Here is a 16223-nt window from a genome sequence, read left to right on the forward strand (position 1 = left end):
CAGTGAGCCTTTCAAAAAGGGTGTCGCGGGGCTGGGAAGGAATCTTCCGGGTGACACTTTACCGCGACGGCGTCAGCGGGCGGCGGTCCGTGGCTGCGGTCCGGTGTCTTTGTGGAAAAGGAGCACGGCCTGGGGCTGCTTCTCCGACTCCCTCGGCGGCCGGAGCAGTTGCTCCAGCGGCGCGAAGCCGTGGGCGGCGAAGCTGCGCGTGACGTCGCCGGGGTTGTGCAGTTCGGCGCGGAGCACGACGTCGTGCCCGTACGCGCGCGTCACGGTGCGGGAGCCGCTTCCGGCCTGGAAAGCGACCAGCGCGGCGCCGCCCGGCCGGAGGACCCGCGCGAACTCGCGGGCGACGGCCGGTATGTCGCCGGGCTCGAGGTGGATGATCGAATACCAGGCCACGACGCCGTCCACGGACCCATTGTCGGCCGGCAGTGCGGTGAGCTCGCCCGCTGCGAACTCGATTCCTGGGTGCAGACGCCCGGCCACCCGGACCATGGTCGGTGAGAGGTCGACGCCGGTGACGTTCAGCCCGGCGCCCGCGAGGTGGGCGGCGAGCCGGCCGGTGCCGCAGCCGGCGTCGATCACGCTTCGGTCCGGCGAGGCGCCGACATCCTTTACGAAGCGCTGGATCATGGCCAGATCTTCGGCGGATTCGAAGCCTAGGTCCGGCAGGACCCGGGCGTAGGTTTCAGCCACCGTGTCATATGCGGACCGGACGGCGGCGTGATCGGCGGGCTCCGGCATGGCCCGAGCCTACCGCGGCATGACAGTGCCGCCCGGCGATGCCGCTGTATCGTGGGCCCGATGACGACGACTGAGCTCCTCGCGGCCTATGACCAGCAGCTTCGCACCGACGCCGAAACCCCAAGTGCCGTGGCCGTCGAACGGTTGGGTCCGCTGCGTCTCGTCACCTTTTCCGGCGGCCGGGGGTTCGTGACCTACCGGGATCTGGACGGGGCAGATGCGCCGGCGATCGCCGGGTGGGTGGCGGAGACCGTCGAGTATTACCGCGCCCAACCCGGGATTGACCGGTTCGAGTGGAAGACCCGCGGCCACGATCACGCCCCCGGCCTGCATGAGGCGCTTCTCCAGAACGGTCTGGAGGCCGACGAGACTGAGTCGATCATGATCGGCGCGGCCAGCGGCTTGGCGGCCGACGTCGACCTCCCGCCGGGTGTGACCGTCCAGCAGGTGTCCGACGAGCCGGCCATCCGGGCGATGTGCGCCATGCAGGACGAGGTCTTCGGCAGTCCGGCCTCTGACGGCAACGCCGAGGCGGTGTTGCGCCGCGCGGCCAGCGAGGACGGGATGCAGCTTTGGGTGGCCGAACACGACGGCATGATCATCAGCGCCGGGCGCCTGGAACCCGTCCCCGGAACCGATTTCGCCGGCATCTGGGGTGGTGCAACCCGGCCGGAATGGCGCGGCCGGGGCATCTACCGCGCTGTCACCGCCGCCCGGGCGCGTGCGGCGCTGGACCTGGGCAAGACGCTCATCCACAGCGACTCGACCGAGTTTTCGCGTCCCATCCTGGAACGCTCCGGACTGGTCCGGGTGTCGACCACGACGCCGTATCTCTGGCGGCGTTCGTCCGGAGCCGACGGGAACTGATGACCGAGGAGGCTGCCTCGGCCTGAGGAAATCCAAGTTGGTGGCTCCTTGCCCTCGGACTGACCGCCGGGCTTCAGCGGAGTCCGTGCGCCGCAAGTGGCCGTCGCCGTTACCGCAGCCTCTGCCCACGCAGGCAGTTGCTTCTGCGGCGCGCCCTTCTCGAGTCAGTGCCTTGTAGATCGGCGTGACGCTCCATACCGTCCGCGCCCGTCCGGTCTGCCTTCACTATGTGAAGTAGTGGTTTTGTCGGGGTTTTTGGTGGGGGTCGAGGTGGGGTGGCGGGATGTACCAAGGGGTTCCGGCCCGGGATTGGATGGTCCATTGTTCTTTGTGGATCAGGTGATGGTGGTGTGAGCACAACAGGACACCGTTGTCGGTACTGGTTGGGCCGCCGCGGGACCAATAGTCGATGTGGTGGGCCTCGCACCAGGGAGCGGGGATGGTGCAGCCGGGGAAGGTGCAGCCTTTGTCGCGGGCGGTGATGGCTTTGCGGATGTGTGGTGGGAAGATTCTGCTGGTCCGGCCGATGTCCAGGACGCGGCCCTCGCTGCCGAGGAGGACGGGGATGATGTCTGCGTCGCAGGCGATTTTGCGGATGGTGGCGGCGGTGACGGGTCCGGTGAAGGCCAGCGTCCCGGTCCCGGCCAACCCGAGGGGCCCGGTTCCGGGCTCGTTCCGCACGTGGCTAGCGGTGCCGCCGTCGGCAGCCCCGGCGCCGGTGGTGAGACGGGTGAGGAGGTCGCGGTAGTCGATGGTGACAAGGACTTGGGGCCGGAGGCCTCCGGTAGCGGGCAGGCCGCCGGAGGCGAGGGAGATTTTGGAGCCGGCGACCACGCCGTCGAGCAGCCGTTGTGGGCGGGTCCGGAGGTCCAGCCGCTCGTCGGGTACGCCGGGTTCGGCGGCGAACGGGTCCCCGGCCCCGGCCGGTGTCCCTGCAACCTGACTGGTTCCGGTGCGGGGGTTGGTGGCGGTGTTCATGACCGTGAGGAGTTGTTCGAACTGGTCGGTGGTCGCGAAGATTTCCAGGTGCTGGAGACCGTGCCGGGGACGGCGGATGAACGCGCCCTGTAACTGGCGGAGGAGTTCTTCGGTGGGTTCGGTGCCGTCCTGGTCGAGGCCGTCGATCCAGCGGCGGGCGACCCGGGTGAGGAAGTCCGGGTCGTGAACCGCCGCGACCATGGTGAGGGCTTCTTCCATCCGGGCCACGGTGGCGCTATCGGCCATAACCCGGACCCGGTCCAGTGCCTGGGTGATGATGGTCGCGGACCGGGACGGGACCTCCCCTTCCGCGAATGCTGCGGCCAGTTCCTCGTGAACGGCTGGGATTGGCTGGCCGGTCAGCCCAACCCGGGGCAGCAGGTCCCCGGCCAGGCACAGGCGACGGTGCGCCTCGGCGGTACTGATCCGCAACCGATCGCGGAGGAAGTCCGTGGTCCGCCGATACCCGTCACCCACCGGCCCAGCGACCGTGGATTTCAGAGCGGCGCCTGTTCCGCCGGCCTCGTCCTCACCGGTCAGCCCCGCGCCGCCGCGCGTGGATGCTGCCGATATCGCCGCTCGAGCGCGCGTTCGGTCGACCGCACCCGCGGCAACAACCTGCAGGAACTCCACGGCTCGGGCGAGCTCCTCCACGTCCCCGGCGAAAGCCGCCGCCTCGGCGAAACCCAGCACCCCGGCGTCGTCGACCGCCGCCGCGCAGACCTCCCGCAGCGAGGCGGCGATACCCCCCAATGCAACACCGCCGCGCCCGCCAGCGACCGGTCCGGGGACCGGTAGAAACGAAACTGCAGCCGTTGCGTTCATGGGTTAAGCCTGCCGCCGACCTCTGACAATTAAGCCCGCCCGCCAACCGGGGCAGCCAAGCCCGCCCGCCCCGCCCGCCCACCAGAAACCAGCACCAAGCCCCGGAACCGCATAGATTGGTCCGGTGGAGAATGAAGAGGTCCTGGACGGCGGCAACTCGAGCGTCGTGGTGCGCGTGGTGGACACTGTCCGCCGCAACACCGGTCCATGGACACCCGCGGTACATGACTTCCTCCACGCCCTCCACGCCGGCGGCGTCACCAACGTCCCGGAAGCGCTCGGCCTCGACGAGCAGGGCCGCGAGATCCTCACGTTCGTGCCGGGCGACGTCGTCCGCTACCCACTCCCCGCCTGGATCTGGCACCCGGACATCCTCCGCGACGCCGCCACCATGCTGCGGAAAATCCACGACGCCGGAGCCCACCTCGCGGACACAAGCCGGCCCTGGCTTTTGGCCACCCACGAACCGGCAGAGGTGGTCTGCGCCAACGACTTCGCCCCCTACAACATGGTCTTCCGGGACCGGAAACTCACCGGGGCTTTCGACTTCGACGCCGCCTCTCCCGGTCCCCGCATCTGGGACGTCGCCTACCTGGCCTATCAGCTGGTGCCCTTGATCGAGGGGACCGGTTCCGGGGAACCCGCCGAGGAGGAAAAGCCCGGCCGGCTGGACGATCTCATCGAGGCCTACGGTCAGCCCTTCGCCCACGCCGACATCTTTGAAACCCTCGGCCGGCGGCTGCTGGAACTCGCGGAGTACTCCGACCAGCGCGCCGTCGAGACCGGACGCACGGAACTGCACGAGCATGCCGCGGGCTACCGCCGGGACAGCGCCCGGATGTTCGCCCGCGCACAGGCGTCGGATGTGGCTGATCTCACGCCCTGAGGCGGGAAGCGGCCGGTGAAGGCGCCGGTTAATTCCTAGGACAGCAGCGCTCCCAATGCACGGACAACGCGCGGAAATCCACGGACAACGCACGGACCGGGCCGGGAAGCAGCAACGCAGACCAGGGAAAAGAGACGCACATGACCATCGCCCACGAAGAAGCAGTAATCGACGCCGAGGCGGTAGACGCCATCTTCGCCCAGGCACGCACCGCTAACGCCTTCACCGGCGAGGTCACCGACGAGCAGGCCCGCGCCATTTACGAACTGACCAAGTTCGGCCCCACCGCCTTCAACTCCCAGCCGCTGCGCATCACCTACGTCCGCTCGGACGAGGCCCGCGCCACGCTAGTTGACGCCCTGTCCGCCGGTAACCGCGCCAAGACCGCCTCCGCTCCGCTGGTCGCCATCCTCAGCACCGACACCGCTTGGCACGAACAGTGGGACGCCTTCCTCCCCGGTTACAACGCCCCGAAGGCCATGTACGACGCCTCCCCGGACCTCGCCGCCGCCACGGGCAACAACAACGCCCACCTGCAGGCCGGTTACTTCATCCTCGCCGTCCGCTCCCTCGGCTTCTCCGCGGGCCCCATGACCGGCGCCGACTTCGCCGCGATTGACGCCTCGTTCTTCCCCGACGGTAGCCAGAAGAGCTTCATGGTGGTCAACATCGGCCGTCCCGCCGAGAACGCCTGGGGTGCCCCGAAGCCGAAGTTCGCCTACGAGGACGTCGTCCGCACCGTCTAGCTCGGTGGCAGACTGGGCCCATGCGGAACCTGGTGGCCGTCGTCTTCGTAGAACCCGTCAGTGCGGGGCAGGTCTTCGCCCGCGACGCGTGGCCCCTGCACATCACCCTGGTGCGCTTCGACGTCGCGGACCCGCCTGCGGAGGCAAAGGACGACGACGGCGGGTACCGGGCCCCGGCATCGGGCGCGGCGCCCTCGGCGTCCGGGAGTCCGGAGACTGGCCCGCAGGAGGCCGACCCGTTGGCGGACGAGGTCGCCCGGCGGATGGACCCGGTGGTGCGCGCCGCGCTCGGTGAGGTCCTCACGGCCGGGGAACCGGCCAGCTTCGGCCGTAACGGCTCCATCCCGGTCACCCTGATCGAACCCAACGAGCGCCTGCAGCAGCTGCACGAAGGGCTGCTCGACATCGTCGAATCGCTGCACGGGCGGGTCGCCACCAGTGCCTACACCCGGTCCGGCTACCGCCCCCACGTCTCCCACCAGGGCGCCAGACTACTGAAGACCGGTGGCCGGCTGGTACTCGACCGGGTCGCGCTGGTGGACATGGCACCGGGCGGAACCCACAGTTCCCGCAAGGTCCTGACGCTGTGGGATGCCACATTGTGAATGAAGCTCTTCATTTTTATCCCGGGGTGCCATACTGGGGGCACATGGGGAGTCTGACACCGCTGAAATGGGGTCACCGGGTGCTGGCGGGAGAAAAAGCGGATGGTGCTTGATACGTCGACCCTGCGAGTTTCCTTGGCCGTCGTCACGCTGACGCTGCTCTTCCTCTTCTTCTTCATTACATACCGCAAAACCCGCTCGGCCTACAGCGCGTGGTGGTGTTCCGCGCTGCTGCTGTTCCTAACAGGCTCCGCCTCCTACCTGCTGGACGGAACCGTGCATCAGGAGTGGGCCAACCCGCTCGGGAACACCCTGCTGGTCGGCGGCGCGGGGGCTATGTGGGCGGGGGCCCGCTCGCTGCGCTACACCAGTCCCAAAATCTGGTATCTGATCGCAGGTCCGGTTCTCACCGGTTTGGTATCCATCTTCGACAGCCCGGCCACCAACAACTGGTCCGGTGGACCAGTGATGCTGGGCTTTATGGCACTCATGCTGGGGCTGTCCTCGCGGGAGCTCTTCCTCCTCGAGGTCGACTACTCCCGCGTTCACCGGCCGCTCGCCTACGGCTCCGCCCTGCTGACCGTCTTCTACGTCGGCCGCCTGGTGGTGTTCCTGCTGCAGGGGCCGAACAGCCCGGTCTTCGAAACGTATTTCGGTTCGGTGGTGACCACCATCCTGACCACGATGGTCCTGGTGGTGGCCTCCTTCACCATGGTGGAACTGAGCAACGAGCAGCTGACCCGTGACCTCCGGTCAAGGGCGACGATGGACGGCCTGACCGGGTTGCTGAACCGGACCGCGTTCATGGACCTCGCGGCCGAGGAACTTCGCCGGCTCAGCAACGCCCGGACGCCTGCCGCCCTGGTGCTGGCCGACCTTGACCACTTTAAGACCGTCAATGACCGGTACGGCCACGCCGCCGGCGACGTGGCGCTGCAGGCATTCGCGGAGGCGTGTACCGAATCTGTCCGCTCCACCGACCTGGTGGGCCGCTACGGCGGCGAGGAATTCATCCTGCTCCTGCCCGGCGTGAGCCCCGAGCGCGCCGAGGACATGACCGCCGCCATCAGCAGGCGGCTGCAGGAGAAGCAGCCTCGGGTGGAGGCCAGGCTTCCCACAGTGAGCTACGGGATCACTGCCACCGGGACCGGCCGGGCGGACCTGAAGGCCCTGGTGGAGTGCGCCGACGCTGCGCTCTACCGCGCCAAGACCCAGGGCCGCGACCAGTCGGTGCTGGCGGCCACCCTCCGCGAGGAAGAAACCGCCGGCACCGTCTGAGCGGGCCGGGTCAGGAAACCGGGGCGCCGCAGCGCCCAAGCGTCCGCCGAAGCGGACGCGCACGCCAGGACCGGGGCGCCGCAGCGCCCCGGGGAACGGGTCAGGAGATGACCGAGTCCACCAGCGCCTTCGCCTCGGCCTGGACCTGCTTGAGGTGTTCCTCGCCCTTGAAGGACTCGGCGTAGATCTTGTAGACGTCTTCGGTACCCGACGGGCGCGCCGCGAACCAGGCGTTCTCCGTGACCACCTTGAGGCCGCCGATGGCCGCACCGTTGCCCGGGGCCTCGGTCAGCTTTGCGGTGATCGTCTCGCCGGCCAGTTCCGTCGCGCTGACGTCCGAGGAGGAGAGCTTGCCAAGGGCGGCCTTCTGCTCGCGGGTCGCGGCCGCGTCGATCCGGGCGTAGACGGGGTCCCCGAACTGGTCGGTCAGGCCCTTGTACAGCTCGGACGGCGAGCTCCCCGTGACGGCGGTGATCTCGGAGGCCAGCAGGGCCAGCAGGATGCCGTCCTTGTCGGTGGTCCAGACGCTGCCGTCCATCTTGTTGAAGGAGGCACCGGCGGATTCCTCGCCGCCGAAGGCACCCTCGCCGGAGAGCAGCCCGGGGACGAACCACTTGAAGCCCACCGGTACCTCCACGAGCTTCCGGCCCAGGCTTTCGGCGACCCGGTCGATGATCGAGGAGGAGACGAGGGTCTTGCCGATCACGGACTGGGGGTTCCAGCCGGTGCGGTGCCGGTACAGGTAGTCGATGGCGACGGCGAGGTAGTGGTTGGGGTTCATCAGCCCGCCCCGGCCGTTGACGACGGGCGTCACGATGCCGTGGCGGTCGGCGTCGGCGTCGTTGCCCGTAGCGATGTCGAAGGGGGCGGCGCCGTCCGCGCCCGCTCCCATCCGCTGGATCAGGGACGCCATGGCGGCGGGGGAGGAGCAGTCCATTCGGATCTTCTCGTCCCAGTCGAGCGTCATGAAGGCCCACTGCGGGTCGACCGTGGGGTTCACGACGGTCAGGTTCAGGTGGTGGCGTTCACCGATCTCGCCCCAGTAATCCACGGAGGCGCCGCCCATCGGGTCCGCGCCGATCCGGACGCCGGCATCGCGGATGGCGTTCAGGTCCAGGACGGAGGGCAGGTCGTCGACGTAGCTGGAGAGGAAGTCGAACTTGCCGGTGGTGCCGGCCGCCATCGCCTCGGCGATCGGAACCCGCTTGACACCGCGGAGGCCGTTCTCGAGCAGCTCGTTGGCGCGGTTGGCGATCCAGCCGGTCGCGTCGGTGTCCGCCGGGCCGCCGTGCGGGGGGTTGTACTTGAAGCCGCCGTCGCCGGGCGGGTTGTGGCTGGGGGTCACCACGATGCCGTCGGCCTGCGGGGCCCCGGCCGCGGCTTTGTTGTTGTGCGTCAGGATCGCGTGGCTGAGCGCCGGCGTGGGCGTGTAGCCGTGGCGTGCGTCGATGAGGACGTGCACGCCGTTGGCGGCAAGGACCTCCAGCGCGGAGTTCTGCGCCGGCTCGCTCAGGGCGTGGGTGTCCTTGGCCAGGTAGAGCGGGCCGGTGATGCCCTGCCCGGCGCGGTATTCCACGATTGCCTGCGTGATGGCGAGGATGTGCGGCTCGTTGAACGAGGCCTTGAGGCTGGAGCCCCGGTGGCCGGAGGTGCCGAACACCACCCGCTGGCCGGGGTCTTCGAGGTTCGGCGCGACGTCGTAGTACGCGTCGAGGAGCGCTGTGAGGTCAACAAGGTCCTGGGGTTGGGCAACTGTGCCCGCGCGGCTAGCCATGGCTCCAGCATGCCAGAACCGCGGGCCCGGTGGCACGGTTTGGTCGCAATGCGGCCGAGGGTGACGGCGTAAACGACGGCGGGGCGGCCGCGGGTGACGGCGGGAACTGCTGCCGCCCGCGCCGGCATCGCGGCGGTACGCTGGACGAACACACGTCAACAAGGGGAGTGCCATGACCGAGCAGACCGGGCCCGGGTACGACGGCGGCTACCGCGGTCAGGTCCCGCCGATGCCGCCGTCCGCGCCCCACCAGGGAAGCCCCGCCGGCGGTTACGGCCCGCCTCCGGGAGCCTATGGCCCCGGCGCCTACGGCCCCCCGGACTACCGGGGAGGCGTCCGGCAGCAGCCTCCCGCCGTCGACGCCTACGGCCAGCCGCTCTACTACCCGGTGCCCGCGGCCCCGAAGGGCCTCAGCATCGCCAGCCTCTGTTGCGGCATCGCGGCCTTCCTGGGCCTGGGCTTCTTCCTGCTCCCGCAGCTCGCCGCCGTGCTGCTGGGGCACTTGGCCCTGCTCCGCGAACCGGGCGGCCGCGGCCTGGCCATCGCCGGACTGGTCCTCGGCTACATCGCGATCGCCATCACGCTGCTGGTGGTCATCGTCCTGGGTGTCGCCTTCTCCAACGCGGATTTCGTTACCCGCTAAGGGCCTCCAGCAGCCGCCCGGCGTTGGCCTCCAGCCAGTCGCGCCGGCGCAGGATCAGTCCGCCCACGCCCTCATCCCACATCCTGGCCCAGCCGCCGCCGAGCGTCCGGGCCCGCTCCTGCATCCGGCCGTAGCTCAGCTCCGCCGCCTCGATGCCCAGGGCGGGCACCCGGCGTCGTTCTTCCGGGGTCCAGCCGTAGGCGTCGGCGAAGATGCGGAGCCGGCGAAAGGGGTCCGTGTCGGCCCAGCCGGGCCACACGTCCTCGGGGGCACGCAGCGGAACCCAGTGCATCGCGGCGTTGTATGAATCGCGCAGGGCGGTGGCGGGACCGGCCAGGTCGAAGTCCACCAGCCCCAAGGCCAGGCCGTCCCGGACCACCACGTTCTGCGGCGTCACGTCCAGGTGGCACACGAGGACCGGGCCGTCGGCGGCAGCGGAGGCAGTGGCGCCGGAATCAGGAACAGGGAACGGCCGGTCCGGGAAGGGGTGGGCGTCCGGGACGAAGCCGGCGGAGGCCCCGTGCAGCCGGCGGACCAGCCGGCCCACGGAGGCCAGCAGCTCCTCGGACTGCACCCAGGATTCCGGCTCGGCCCCGGCGCACGCCCCCGGCAGGAAGGTCAGCACGTCCCGGCCCTGGGCGTCGCGGCCCAGGAACCGCGGCGAACCGTCAAACCCTGCGTCCTCCAGCCAGTCCAGGTACGCCGCGACGGCGAGGCTCTGGGACTGGTGCGGCCGACGGATGGTCCCGCCGACCCGCACCACCCCCTCAGTAACATCGCCCGCCGGCATGAGCTCGACGTCGCACGTCTCGCCGGGGGCGGGGACGTAGACGCGCGCCTCAACCGGCGGGCGATGCGGGGTGCTCATTCGGCCTAGCGTACGCCGCCCATGAGCTTCTTGATGGCCGGGGACGCCGCCGCAAGGCCGACCGCCAGGATCATCGCGGTTCCGCCGACACCGATGAAGTACGGCAGCTCATCGTCCGGGTTGTAGAGGCCCGAGAGGATGCCGGCCACCGTGGTTCCGAGCGACACCGACAGGAAGAACAGCGCCACCATCTGGGTGTGGAACGCCTGCGGGGCCAGCTTGGTGGTCACGGACAGGCCGATCGGGGAGAGGAACAGCTCCGCGAGGGTGAACAGGAACAGAATCCCGATCAGCGCCAGCAGCGGGGTCTTTCCGCCGCCTGCCAGCGGAATGAACGCCAGGAACGCCAGGCCCATCACGAACAGGCCGATGGAGAACTTCAGTGCCGAGCCGGGCTGCTTGCGGCCCAGCCGGGTCCACAGCGCGGCCATGACGCCGGCGAAGATGATGATGAACACCGGGTTGATCGACTGGACCCAGGCGGCGGGCATTTCCCAGCCGAAGAGGTTCCGGTCCAGCTTCTCCTCCGAGTACACGGCGATGAAGGTGAACTGCTGCTGGAAGAGGGCCCAGAACGCGGCCGAGGCGATGTACAGGGGGATGAACGCGGTCACGCGGCCGCGCTCCAGCGTGGTGACCTTCTTGCTGCTGTAGATCAGCACGAAGTACAGCACCGAGGCGCCGATCGCTGCATAGGCCATGGACATGGCCAGGTTGTTGGCGTTCACCGCGCCCGTGCCCAGCAGCAGGGCGATGACGACGACGATCGCCGCGAAGATCAGGCCGTAGCGGGTGCGATGGGTGGCCGGCAGCGGGTTGGGGACGCGGTGCGCCTCGGCCGGGAGCTTACCGCGGCCCATGGCGTAGATGCCCAGGCCGATCGCCATGCCGATGGCGGCCGCGCCGAAGCCCCAGTGGAAGCCCTGGCTTTCCTGCAGCCAGCCGGTCACCAGCGGGCCGATCAGGCCGCCGGTGTTGATGCCCATGTAGAAGATGGAGAAGCCGGCGTCGCGGCGTTCGTCCTTTTCCCGGTACAGGCTGCCCACCAGCGCGGTGGCGTTGGCCTTCAGGCCACCGGAGCCGATGCCTACCAGCACCAGGCCGGTGATCAGGCCGGGGATGCCCGGGATCAGCGCCAGGCCGATGTGGCCTGCCATGATCATGATCGCGGAACCGAAGAGGACCCGCTCGGAGCCGAAGAGCCGGTCGGCGAGCCAGGCGCCGAGGATGGTGGAGAGGTAGACGCCGCCGCCGTACGCGCCAACCAGGCTGGCGGCGAGGGCCTTGTCGATCTCGAGGCCGCCCTGGGTGGCCGAGAAGTACATGTAGTACAGGAGGATGCCCTGCATTCCGTAGAAGGAGAAACGCTCCCACATTTCTACGGAGAAGAGGCTGGCCAGCATTTTCGGGTGGCCAAAGAAGGAGGTGTCGCCCGGCGTAGTCGCGGGGGGATCAGCTAAATGAGTTGTGCTCATTTACTTAATGCTGACACCGCAGCCCGGGATTGTCACATTCGGAAAGGCCCCGGCGCAAGTCAATACCGGGGTGTTTCGCGATGTTTCCGCACGTGGATCCGCTAGTCGGCGTCGAACAGGATGACCTGCCGCACGGCCTTCCCGTCGGCCAGCTGGTCCATGGCCTCGTTGATCCCGGACAGGCTGATCCGCGAGGTGATGAGCTCCTCCACCGGCAGCTTGCCCTCCCGCCAGAGCCGGGCGTAGGTGGGGATGTCGCGGGCCGGGACCGCGGAGCCGAGGTAGCTGCCCACGATGGTCCGGGCCTCCGCCGTGATGGTCAGCGGGGAGAGGTGCGCGAGAGCGTCCGGGGCGGGCAGGCCGGCCGTGACGGTGGTGCCGCCGACGGCGGTGGCCGCGAACGCGGTCTCGAAGGCGCGCGCGCTGCCGGCGCACTCGATGACGAAGCGCGCCTTCACGCCCAACTCGGACAGTTCCTGCGGGGCGTACGCCTCGTGGGCTCCGAGGCGACGGGCGTGTTCCAGCTTCTCCGGGAGCGTATCAACGGCGATGATGCGGGAGATCCCCTGGGACACGGCGGTGATCAACGCGGCCATGCCGACGCCGCCCAGGCCCACGATCATCACGCTGTCCTCGGGGCGCGGCTTCGCGGCGTTCAGGACCGCCCCGCCGCCCGTGAGGACGGCGCAGCCAAGCACGGCGGCGATGTCGGCGGGAATGTCGTCGTCCACGGGCACGGCGGAGGCGCGGTCGACCACGGCGTGGCTGGCGAAGCCGGAGACGCCGAGGTGGTGGTGGACCGGTTCGCCGTCCCGGCTCAGGTGCCGGCTGCCGTGCAGCAGGGTGCCCTCGTTGTTGCTCTTGGAACCGGCGGTGCAGGGGAGCCGGCCGTCGGCGCCGCAGTTTTCGCACTGTTCGCAGCGCGGCAAGAAGGACATCACCACGCGCTGGCCGGGCGCCAGGTCCGTGACCTCGGCGCCGACCTCCACCACCCGTCCGGCCGCCTCGTGGCCGAGCAGCATCGGCACGGGCCGGACCCGGTTCCCGTCCACGACGCTGAGGTCCGAGTGGCAAATGCCCGCGGCCTCAAGCTTGACCAGGATTTCGGTGGGGCCGGGGCCGGTAAGTTCCAGGTCCGCGATGCTGATGGGTTTGGACTCCGCGAACGGGCGGGACCGGCCGATCTCATCAAGCACTGCTCCGGTGATCTTCATCGATCCCTCTTCCGTCGTCGGGGCCGCCAGTGGCCGTGTCCGCTCCAGTAAACCGCAGGCGGGGGCGGCCGGGAAAATCCGCGGCTCCGGCCCGGTGGTTCAGAAAGCCGGCGTCAGTAGTCCAGTTGCGCCGCGACCTGCAGGAGCAGGGCCTCCGAGCCCATCGGCCCGACCAGCTGGATGCCCATCGGCAACCCTTCGCCCGGCCGCCCGCCGGTCCAATACACCGGGATGCTGATGGCAGGGAGCCCGCAGACGTTGATCATCGAGGACCAGGGCGCGAACTGGCACTGCCGGCGGTAGTCCTCGTCGGCGTCGCGGGCCCACTCCGCGGCGGGCCAGTACCCGTCGCCGTGCACGGCCCCGGTGAACCAGCCCACCGGGCGCGGGGTCTGCGCCAGCGCGGGCATCAGCATCAGGTCCCACGTCGCGTACTGGGCCAGGGTGTCCCGCTGGAAGGTCCGCAGGAAAGACAGGGCCTCCTCCAGCTTGGCCGCGCTCCGCTGCTGCGCGCGGCGCCGGAACGTCCGGGTCAGCGGGGTCAGCAGCGGTTCGCGCTGCGGCGGGATCCGGGCGCTGCCGACGCCGGCCGTCCAGGCGGTGGTGAAGGCCGCCGGGTACCGGTTGTCGTACCGGATGGACGCCTCGCCGGTCCGGTGCCCGGCCCGCTCCAGCAGGTCGATTCCCGCGGCCAGCGCGGCCAGAGCCTCGGGCTCGGGGGCGATCGGGTAGGCGGCCTGCCACGGGCTGTCCAGGCTGACGCCGATCCGGAGCGGGGGAGGAGCCTGCCCGGTGCGCTCCAGATAGCCCTGCCGGCCCGGCTCGGGCGGTGCGAGGGCGTCCAGCAGGAGCGCGGCGTCCCCGGCGGAGCGTGCCAGGGGCCCGGCCACCACCAGTCCGGCCCGGTCGCCGGGGCTCTCCCCGGCGGGCACCAGTCCGCGGCCGGGCTTGAGCCCCACCAGGCCGCAGGCCGACGCCGGGATGCGGATGGACCCGCCGCCGTCGGAGCCCGGCGCAAACGGCAGCAGCCCCGCCGCCACGGCCGCCGCGCTGCCGCCGGAGGAACCGCCGGAGCTGCGGCTCAAGGAATACGGATTACGGGAGGGCGGGGCGATCCGGTTCTCGCTGTACGCGGTCAGCCCAAACTCCGGAACCTGGGTCTTGCCGAGGGACACGACGCCCGCGCCCTTCAACGCCGCGGCCAGGGCACCGTCCTCCGCCGCCGGCCGGGCTTCCAGCGCCGCGCTGCCGTGGCTGGTGGGGACCCCTGCGACGTCGGTCAGGTCCTTGAACGCGACCGGCACGCCGTGCAGCGGCGGGAGCGAGTCCACGGCGCCGGCCTTGGAGGCCCGGTGGAACGCCGCGTCGGCGTCGTCGGCGTCTCTGACGGCCTGCTCCGCGGTGACGGTGATGAAGGCGCCCAGCCGCGGATTCTGCTCCCCGATCCTGGCCAGGAAATGCGCCGCTGCCTCGCGGGCTGACAGCGCGCCGGCGCGGAGGGCGTCCCGCAGCGCCACGGCGGACAGTTCGTGGATCTCAGCCAAGGTTCGCTGCCATCGGTCTCCCTACGTTGTCCCAGAAGCGTAACCTGACGCGGCGGACGCGGGAGGGTGCGGGGCTGGCGATACGCTGGAGGCACACCTGGTACTGCGGAGAGGACTGCCATGAGTGACATCGATACCGTGACCGTTTCCGACATCCCCGAGTCGGCCAAGATTCTGGATGTCCGCGAAGACTACGAATGGGCCGCCGGCCACGCCGAGCGCGCGCTGCACATCCCGCTCGACCAGCTGCCCGGCCGCATCGACGAACTCGACCCGGACGAGGACCTCTACGTCATCTGCCGCACCGGCGGCCGCTCCTTCCGCGCCGCCCAATGGCTGGTGGGCCAGGGCTACTCGGCCCTGAACGTCGCCGGCGGCATGGACCAGTGGCTGGAGACCGGCCTGCCGCTGGTGTCCGACAACGGCCTCAAGCCCGTTATCCTCTAACCCCAAGGGACCCCATGCCTGCCGCACCGCACACGTACACGTTCCTGGGACCGGAAGGAACCTTCACCGAGGCGGCCCTGCTGCAGGTTCCCGGCGCCGCGGAGGCCATCCGCGTCCCGGCGTCGAACGTCAATACTGCCCTGGACAAGGTCCGCGGCGGCGAGGCGGACGCGGCCATGGTGCCGATCGAGAACTCGGTGGAGGGCGGCGTGACCGCCACCCTGGATGCCATCGCCTCCGGCCCCGAGCTGCGGATCCTGCGTGAGGCGCTGGTGCCGATCACGTTCGTGCTGGTGGTCCGGCCCGGGGTGCGGCTCGAGGACGTCCGCCGGGTCTCCACCCACGGCCACGCCTGGGCGCAATGCCGGCTCTGGGTGGACACTCATATTCCCCATGCGGAATACATTCCGGGGTCGTCGACGGCGGCCGCCGCCATGGGCCTGCTCGACGGCGCCCCCTACGACGCCGCCATCTGCGCGCCGATCGTCGCGGCGGAACAGCCCGGCCTGCAGGTCCTGGCGGAGAACATCGGCGACAACCCCGGTGCCGTCACCCGGTTCGTGCTGGTGGGACGTCCCGGTGAGCTGCCGGCGGCCACCGGTTCGGATAAGACCACCGTGGTGGTGCCGCTCCCGGAGGACCGGCCCGGCGCGCTGATGGAGATCCTGGACCAGTTCGCCACCCGCGGGGTCAACCTGAGCCGGATCGAGTCCCGCCCCACCGGGCAGTACCTGGGGCACTACTTCTTCAGCATCGACGCCGACGGCCACGTGCTCGACGCCAGGGTGGCCGACGCCCTCGCCGGATTGCACCGGATCAGCCCGGCCACCCGCTTCCTTGGCTCCTATGGCCGTGCGGACGGTCAGCGCACCGAGGTCCAGCCGCACACCTCGGACCAGGCATTCCGCGCCGCCCACGCCTGGGTGGAGGGCCTCCGCTCCGGCACTGCCCCGGATTCCGACGGGGAAACCCTGCCCGCCGGATAGCGCTCCCCGGCATTCGCCCAAAGCGTAGACAAATGCCCCATCCTGCACTTTCGCCCCTCGTAAACGGGCGTATGCTGGCGGGAACCAAACCGGGATAGACCTCGACTGGAGGGAGCAGGGCATGTCAACGACGAGCAACGACAACGATGGCCAGGGGATGATCGTCAACCCCAAGCCGACGGCGGAGAACCAGGACTGGGACGGTGACGACGCAGACCGCGCGGACCGCCTGCGCTTCGAAGAGGAGCAGGCAATGATCCGCGAACAGAGCGAGGCGCGCGCCGCCAAGGCCGCCGAGGACGCGAAGAAGGCCGAAGAGGCCGGCAAGGAAGCCAGCTAG

16 protein-coding genes are annotated in these 16223 nt (G+C 69.8%); 9 read left to right on the plus strand and 7 right to left on the minus strand.

Going from position 1 to position 16223, the window contains the following annotated elements; all coding sequences use genetic code 11:
- Window positions 1-72: 72 nt before the first annotated feature.
- Complete coding sequence (locus tag ACFUCU_RS05090; RefSeq protein WP_377971109.1) at window positions 73-747, minus strand: class I SAM-dependent DNA methyltransferase; 675 nt, start codon at window positions 745-747, stop codon at window positions 73-75.
- 60 nt (window positions 748-807) lie between these two features.
- Between ACFUCU_RS05090 and ACFUCU_RS05095 the strand changes: the two genes are divergently transcribed.
- A complete protein-coding gene (locus ACFUCU_RS05095) occupies window positions 808-1614 on the plus strand; it encodes a GNAT family N-acetyltransferase (protein WP_377971111.1) in 807 nt (268 codons plus the stop codon).
- A gap of 225 nt (window positions 1615-1839) precedes the next feature.
- On the opposite strand, the gene ACFUCU_RS05100 is transcribed toward ACFUCU_RS05095, so the two are convergent.
- Window positions 1840-3345, minus strand: a complete 1506-nt coding sequence (locus tag ACFUCU_RS05100) for a DUF222 domain-containing protein (RefSeq protein WP_377971113.1) — start codon at window positions 3343-3345, stop codon at window positions 1840-1842.
- 196 nt (window positions 3346-3541) lie between these two features.
- Here ACFUCU_RS05100 and ACFUCU_RS05105 point away from each other — a divergent pair, with 196 nt between their 5' ends.
- The 4 genes from ACFUCU_RS05105 to ACFUCU_RS05120 all read left to right on the plus strand — a co-directional run bounded on the left by ACFUCU_RS05105 (window position 3542) and on the right by ACFUCU_RS05120 (window position 6932).
- Window positions 3542-4303 (plus strand): phosphotransferase, encoded by a 762-nt coding sequence (locus tag ACFUCU_RS05105; RefSeq protein WP_377971115.1) that lies wholly within the window; start codon window positions 3542-3544, stop codon window positions 4301-4303.
- Window positions 4304-4443: 140 nt separating this feature from the next.
- A complete protein-coding gene (locus tag ACFUCU_RS05110) occupies window positions 4444-5049 on the plus strand; it encodes a malonic semialdehyde reductase (protein WP_290257041.1) in 606 nt (201 codons plus the stop codon).
- A gap of 20 nt (window positions 5050-5069) precedes the next feature.
- Window positions 5070-5654, plus strand: coding sequence for a hypothetical protein (locus ACFUCU_RS05115; RefSeq protein ID WP_377971117.1), 585 nt, complete (start codon window positions 5070-5072; stop codon window positions 5652-5654).
- 102 nt (window positions 5655-5756) lie between these two features.
- The gene (locus tag ACFUCU_RS05120; protein ID WP_377971119.1) at window positions 5757-6932 is read left to right on the plus strand and encodes a GGDEF domain-containing protein; all 1176 of its coding nucleotides are present in this window, start codon (window positions 5757-5759) and stop codon (window positions 6930-6932) included.
- Window positions 6933-7032: 100 nt separating this feature from the next.
- On the opposite strand, the gene pgm is transcribed toward ACFUCU_RS05120, so the two are convergent.
- Window positions 7033-8706, minus strand: a complete 1674-nt coding sequence (gene pgm, locus ACFUCU_RS05125) for a phosphoglucomutase (alpha-D-glucose-1,6-bisphosphate-dependent) (RefSeq protein WP_290257038.1) — start codon at window positions 8704-8706, stop codon at window positions 7033-7035.
- A gap of 172 nt (window positions 8707-8878) precedes the next feature.
- Between pgm and ACFUCU_RS05130 the strand changes: the two genes are divergently transcribed.
- Window positions 8879-9349 carry a DUF4190 domain-containing protein gene (locus ACFUCU_RS05130; protein WP_377971121.1) on the plus strand — a complete coding sequence of 157 codons (471 nt, stop codon included), beginning with the start codon at window positions 8879-8881 and terminating at the stop codon, window positions 9347-9349.
- On the opposite strand, the gene ACFUCU_RS05135 is transcribed toward ACFUCU_RS05130, so the two are convergent.
- The 4 genes from ACFUCU_RS05135 to ACFUCU_RS05150 form a co-directional block, all read right to left on the minus strand.
- Window positions 9339-10217: a phosphotransferase gene (locus ACFUCU_RS05135; RefSeq protein ID WP_377971123.1), complete on the minus strand. Its 879-nt coding sequence runs from the start codon at window positions 10215-10217 to the stop codon at window positions 9339-9341. The two genes, ACFUCU_RS05130 and ACFUCU_RS05135, sit on opposite strands and share 11 nt — an antisense overlap.
- Before the next feature lie 5 nt (window positions 10218-10222).
- Entirely contained in the window at window positions 10223-11692 is a 1470-nt protein-coding gene (locus tag ACFUCU_RS05140; protein WP_377971125.1) for a peptide MFS transporter, read from the minus strand.
- A 101-nt stretch (window positions 11693-11793) separates the two neighbouring features.
- Window positions 11794-12906 (minus strand): alcohol dehydrogenase catalytic domain-containing protein, encoded by a 1113-nt coding sequence (locus ACFUCU_RS05145; RefSeq protein ID WP_377971127.1) that lies wholly within the window; start codon window positions 12904-12906, stop codon window positions 11794-11796.
- Between the two features lie 113 nt (window positions 12907-13019).
- On the minus strand, window positions 13020-14450 hold the full coding sequence (locus ACFUCU_RS05150) for an amidase (protein ID WP_377971129.1): 1431 nt from the start codon (window positions 14448-14450) through the stop codon (window positions 13020-13022).
- A 120-nt stretch (window positions 14451-14570) separates the two neighbouring features.
- On the opposite strand from ACFUCU_RS05150, the gene ACFUCU_RS05155 reads away from it, so the two are divergent.
- The 3 genes from ACFUCU_RS05155 to ACFUCU_RS05165 all read left to right on the plus strand — a co-directional run bounded on the left by ACFUCU_RS05155 (window position 14571) and on the right by ACFUCU_RS05165 (window position 16223).
- Window positions 14571-14897, plus strand: coding sequence for a rhodanese-like domain-containing protein (locus ACFUCU_RS05155; RefSeq protein WP_290257031.1), 327 nt, complete (start codon window positions 14571-14573; stop codon window positions 14895-14897).
- 14 nt (window positions 14898-14911) lie between these two features.
- On the plus strand, window positions 14912-15883 hold the full coding sequence (gene pheA, locus ACFUCU_RS05160; RefSeq protein WP_377971131.1) for a prephenate dehydratase: 972 nt from the start codon (window positions 14912-14914) through the stop codon (window positions 15881-15883).
- 121 nt (window positions 15884-16004) lie between these two features.
- Window positions 16005-16223, plus strand: a complete 219-nt coding sequence (locus ACFUCU_RS05165) for a hypothetical protein (RefSeq protein ID WP_290257029.1) — start codon at window positions 16005-16007, stop codon at window positions 16221-16223.

Source organism: Arthrobacter sp. NPDC057259 (assembly GCF_042668995.1).
Classification (GTDB): Bacteria; Actinomycetota; Actinomycetes; order Actinomycetales; family Micrococcaceae; genus Arthrobacter.

Bases quoted from the DNA above. Each gene is read 5' to 3' on its own strand.
- ACFUCU_RS05090 (WP_377971109.1), bottom strand. From the start codon at position 747: ATGCCGGAGCCCGCCGATCACGCCGCCGTCCGGTCCGCATATGACACG.
- ACFUCU_RS05095 (WP_377971111.1), top strand. From the start codon at position 808: ATGACGACGACTGAGCTCCTCGCGGCCTATGACCAGCAGCTTCGCACC.
- ACFUCU_RS05110 (WP_290257041.1), top strand. From the start codon at position 4,444: ATGACCATCGCCCACGAAGAAGCAGTAATCGACGCCGAGGCGGTAGAC.
- ACFUCU_RS05115 (WP_377971117.1), top strand. From the start codon at position 5,070: ATGCGGAACCTGGTGGCCGTCGTCTTCGTAGAACCCGTCAGTGCGGGG.
- ACFUCU_RS05120 (WP_377971119.1), top strand. From the start codon at position 5,757: ATGGTGCTTGATACGTCGACCCTGCGAGTTTCCTTGGCCGTCGTCACG.
- pgm (WP_290257038.1), bottom strand. From the start codon at position 8,706: ATGGCTAGCCGCGCGGGCACAGTTGCCCAACCCCAGGACCTTGTTGAC.
- ACFUCU_RS05130 (WP_377971121.1), top strand. From the start codon at position 8,879: ATGACCGAGCAGACCGGGCCCGGGTACGACGGCGGCTACCGCGGTCAG.
- ACFUCU_RS05135 (WP_377971123.1), bottom strand. From the start codon at position 10,217: ATGAGCACCCCGCATCGCCCGCCGGTTGAGGCGCGCGTCTACGTCCCC.
- ACFUCU_RS05140 (WP_377971125.1), bottom strand. From the start codon at position 11,692: ATGAGCACAACTCATTTAGCTGATCCCCCCGCGACTACGCCGGGCGAC.
- ACFUCU_RS05145 (WP_377971127.1), bottom strand. From the start codon at position 12,906: ATGAAGATCACCGGAGCAGTGCTTGATGAGATCGGCCGGTCCCGCCCG.
- ACFUCU_RS05155 (WP_290257031.1), top strand. From the start codon at position 14,571: ATGAGTGACATCGATACCGTGACCGTTTCCGACATCCCCGAGTCGGCC.
- pheA (WP_377971131.1), top strand. From the start codon at position 14,912: ATGCCTGCCGCACCGCACACGTACACGTTCCTGGGACCGGAAGGAACC.
- ACFUCU_RS05165 (WP_290257029.1), top strand. From the start codon at position 16,005: ATGTCAACGACGAGCAACGACAACGATGGCCAGGGGATGATCGTCAAC.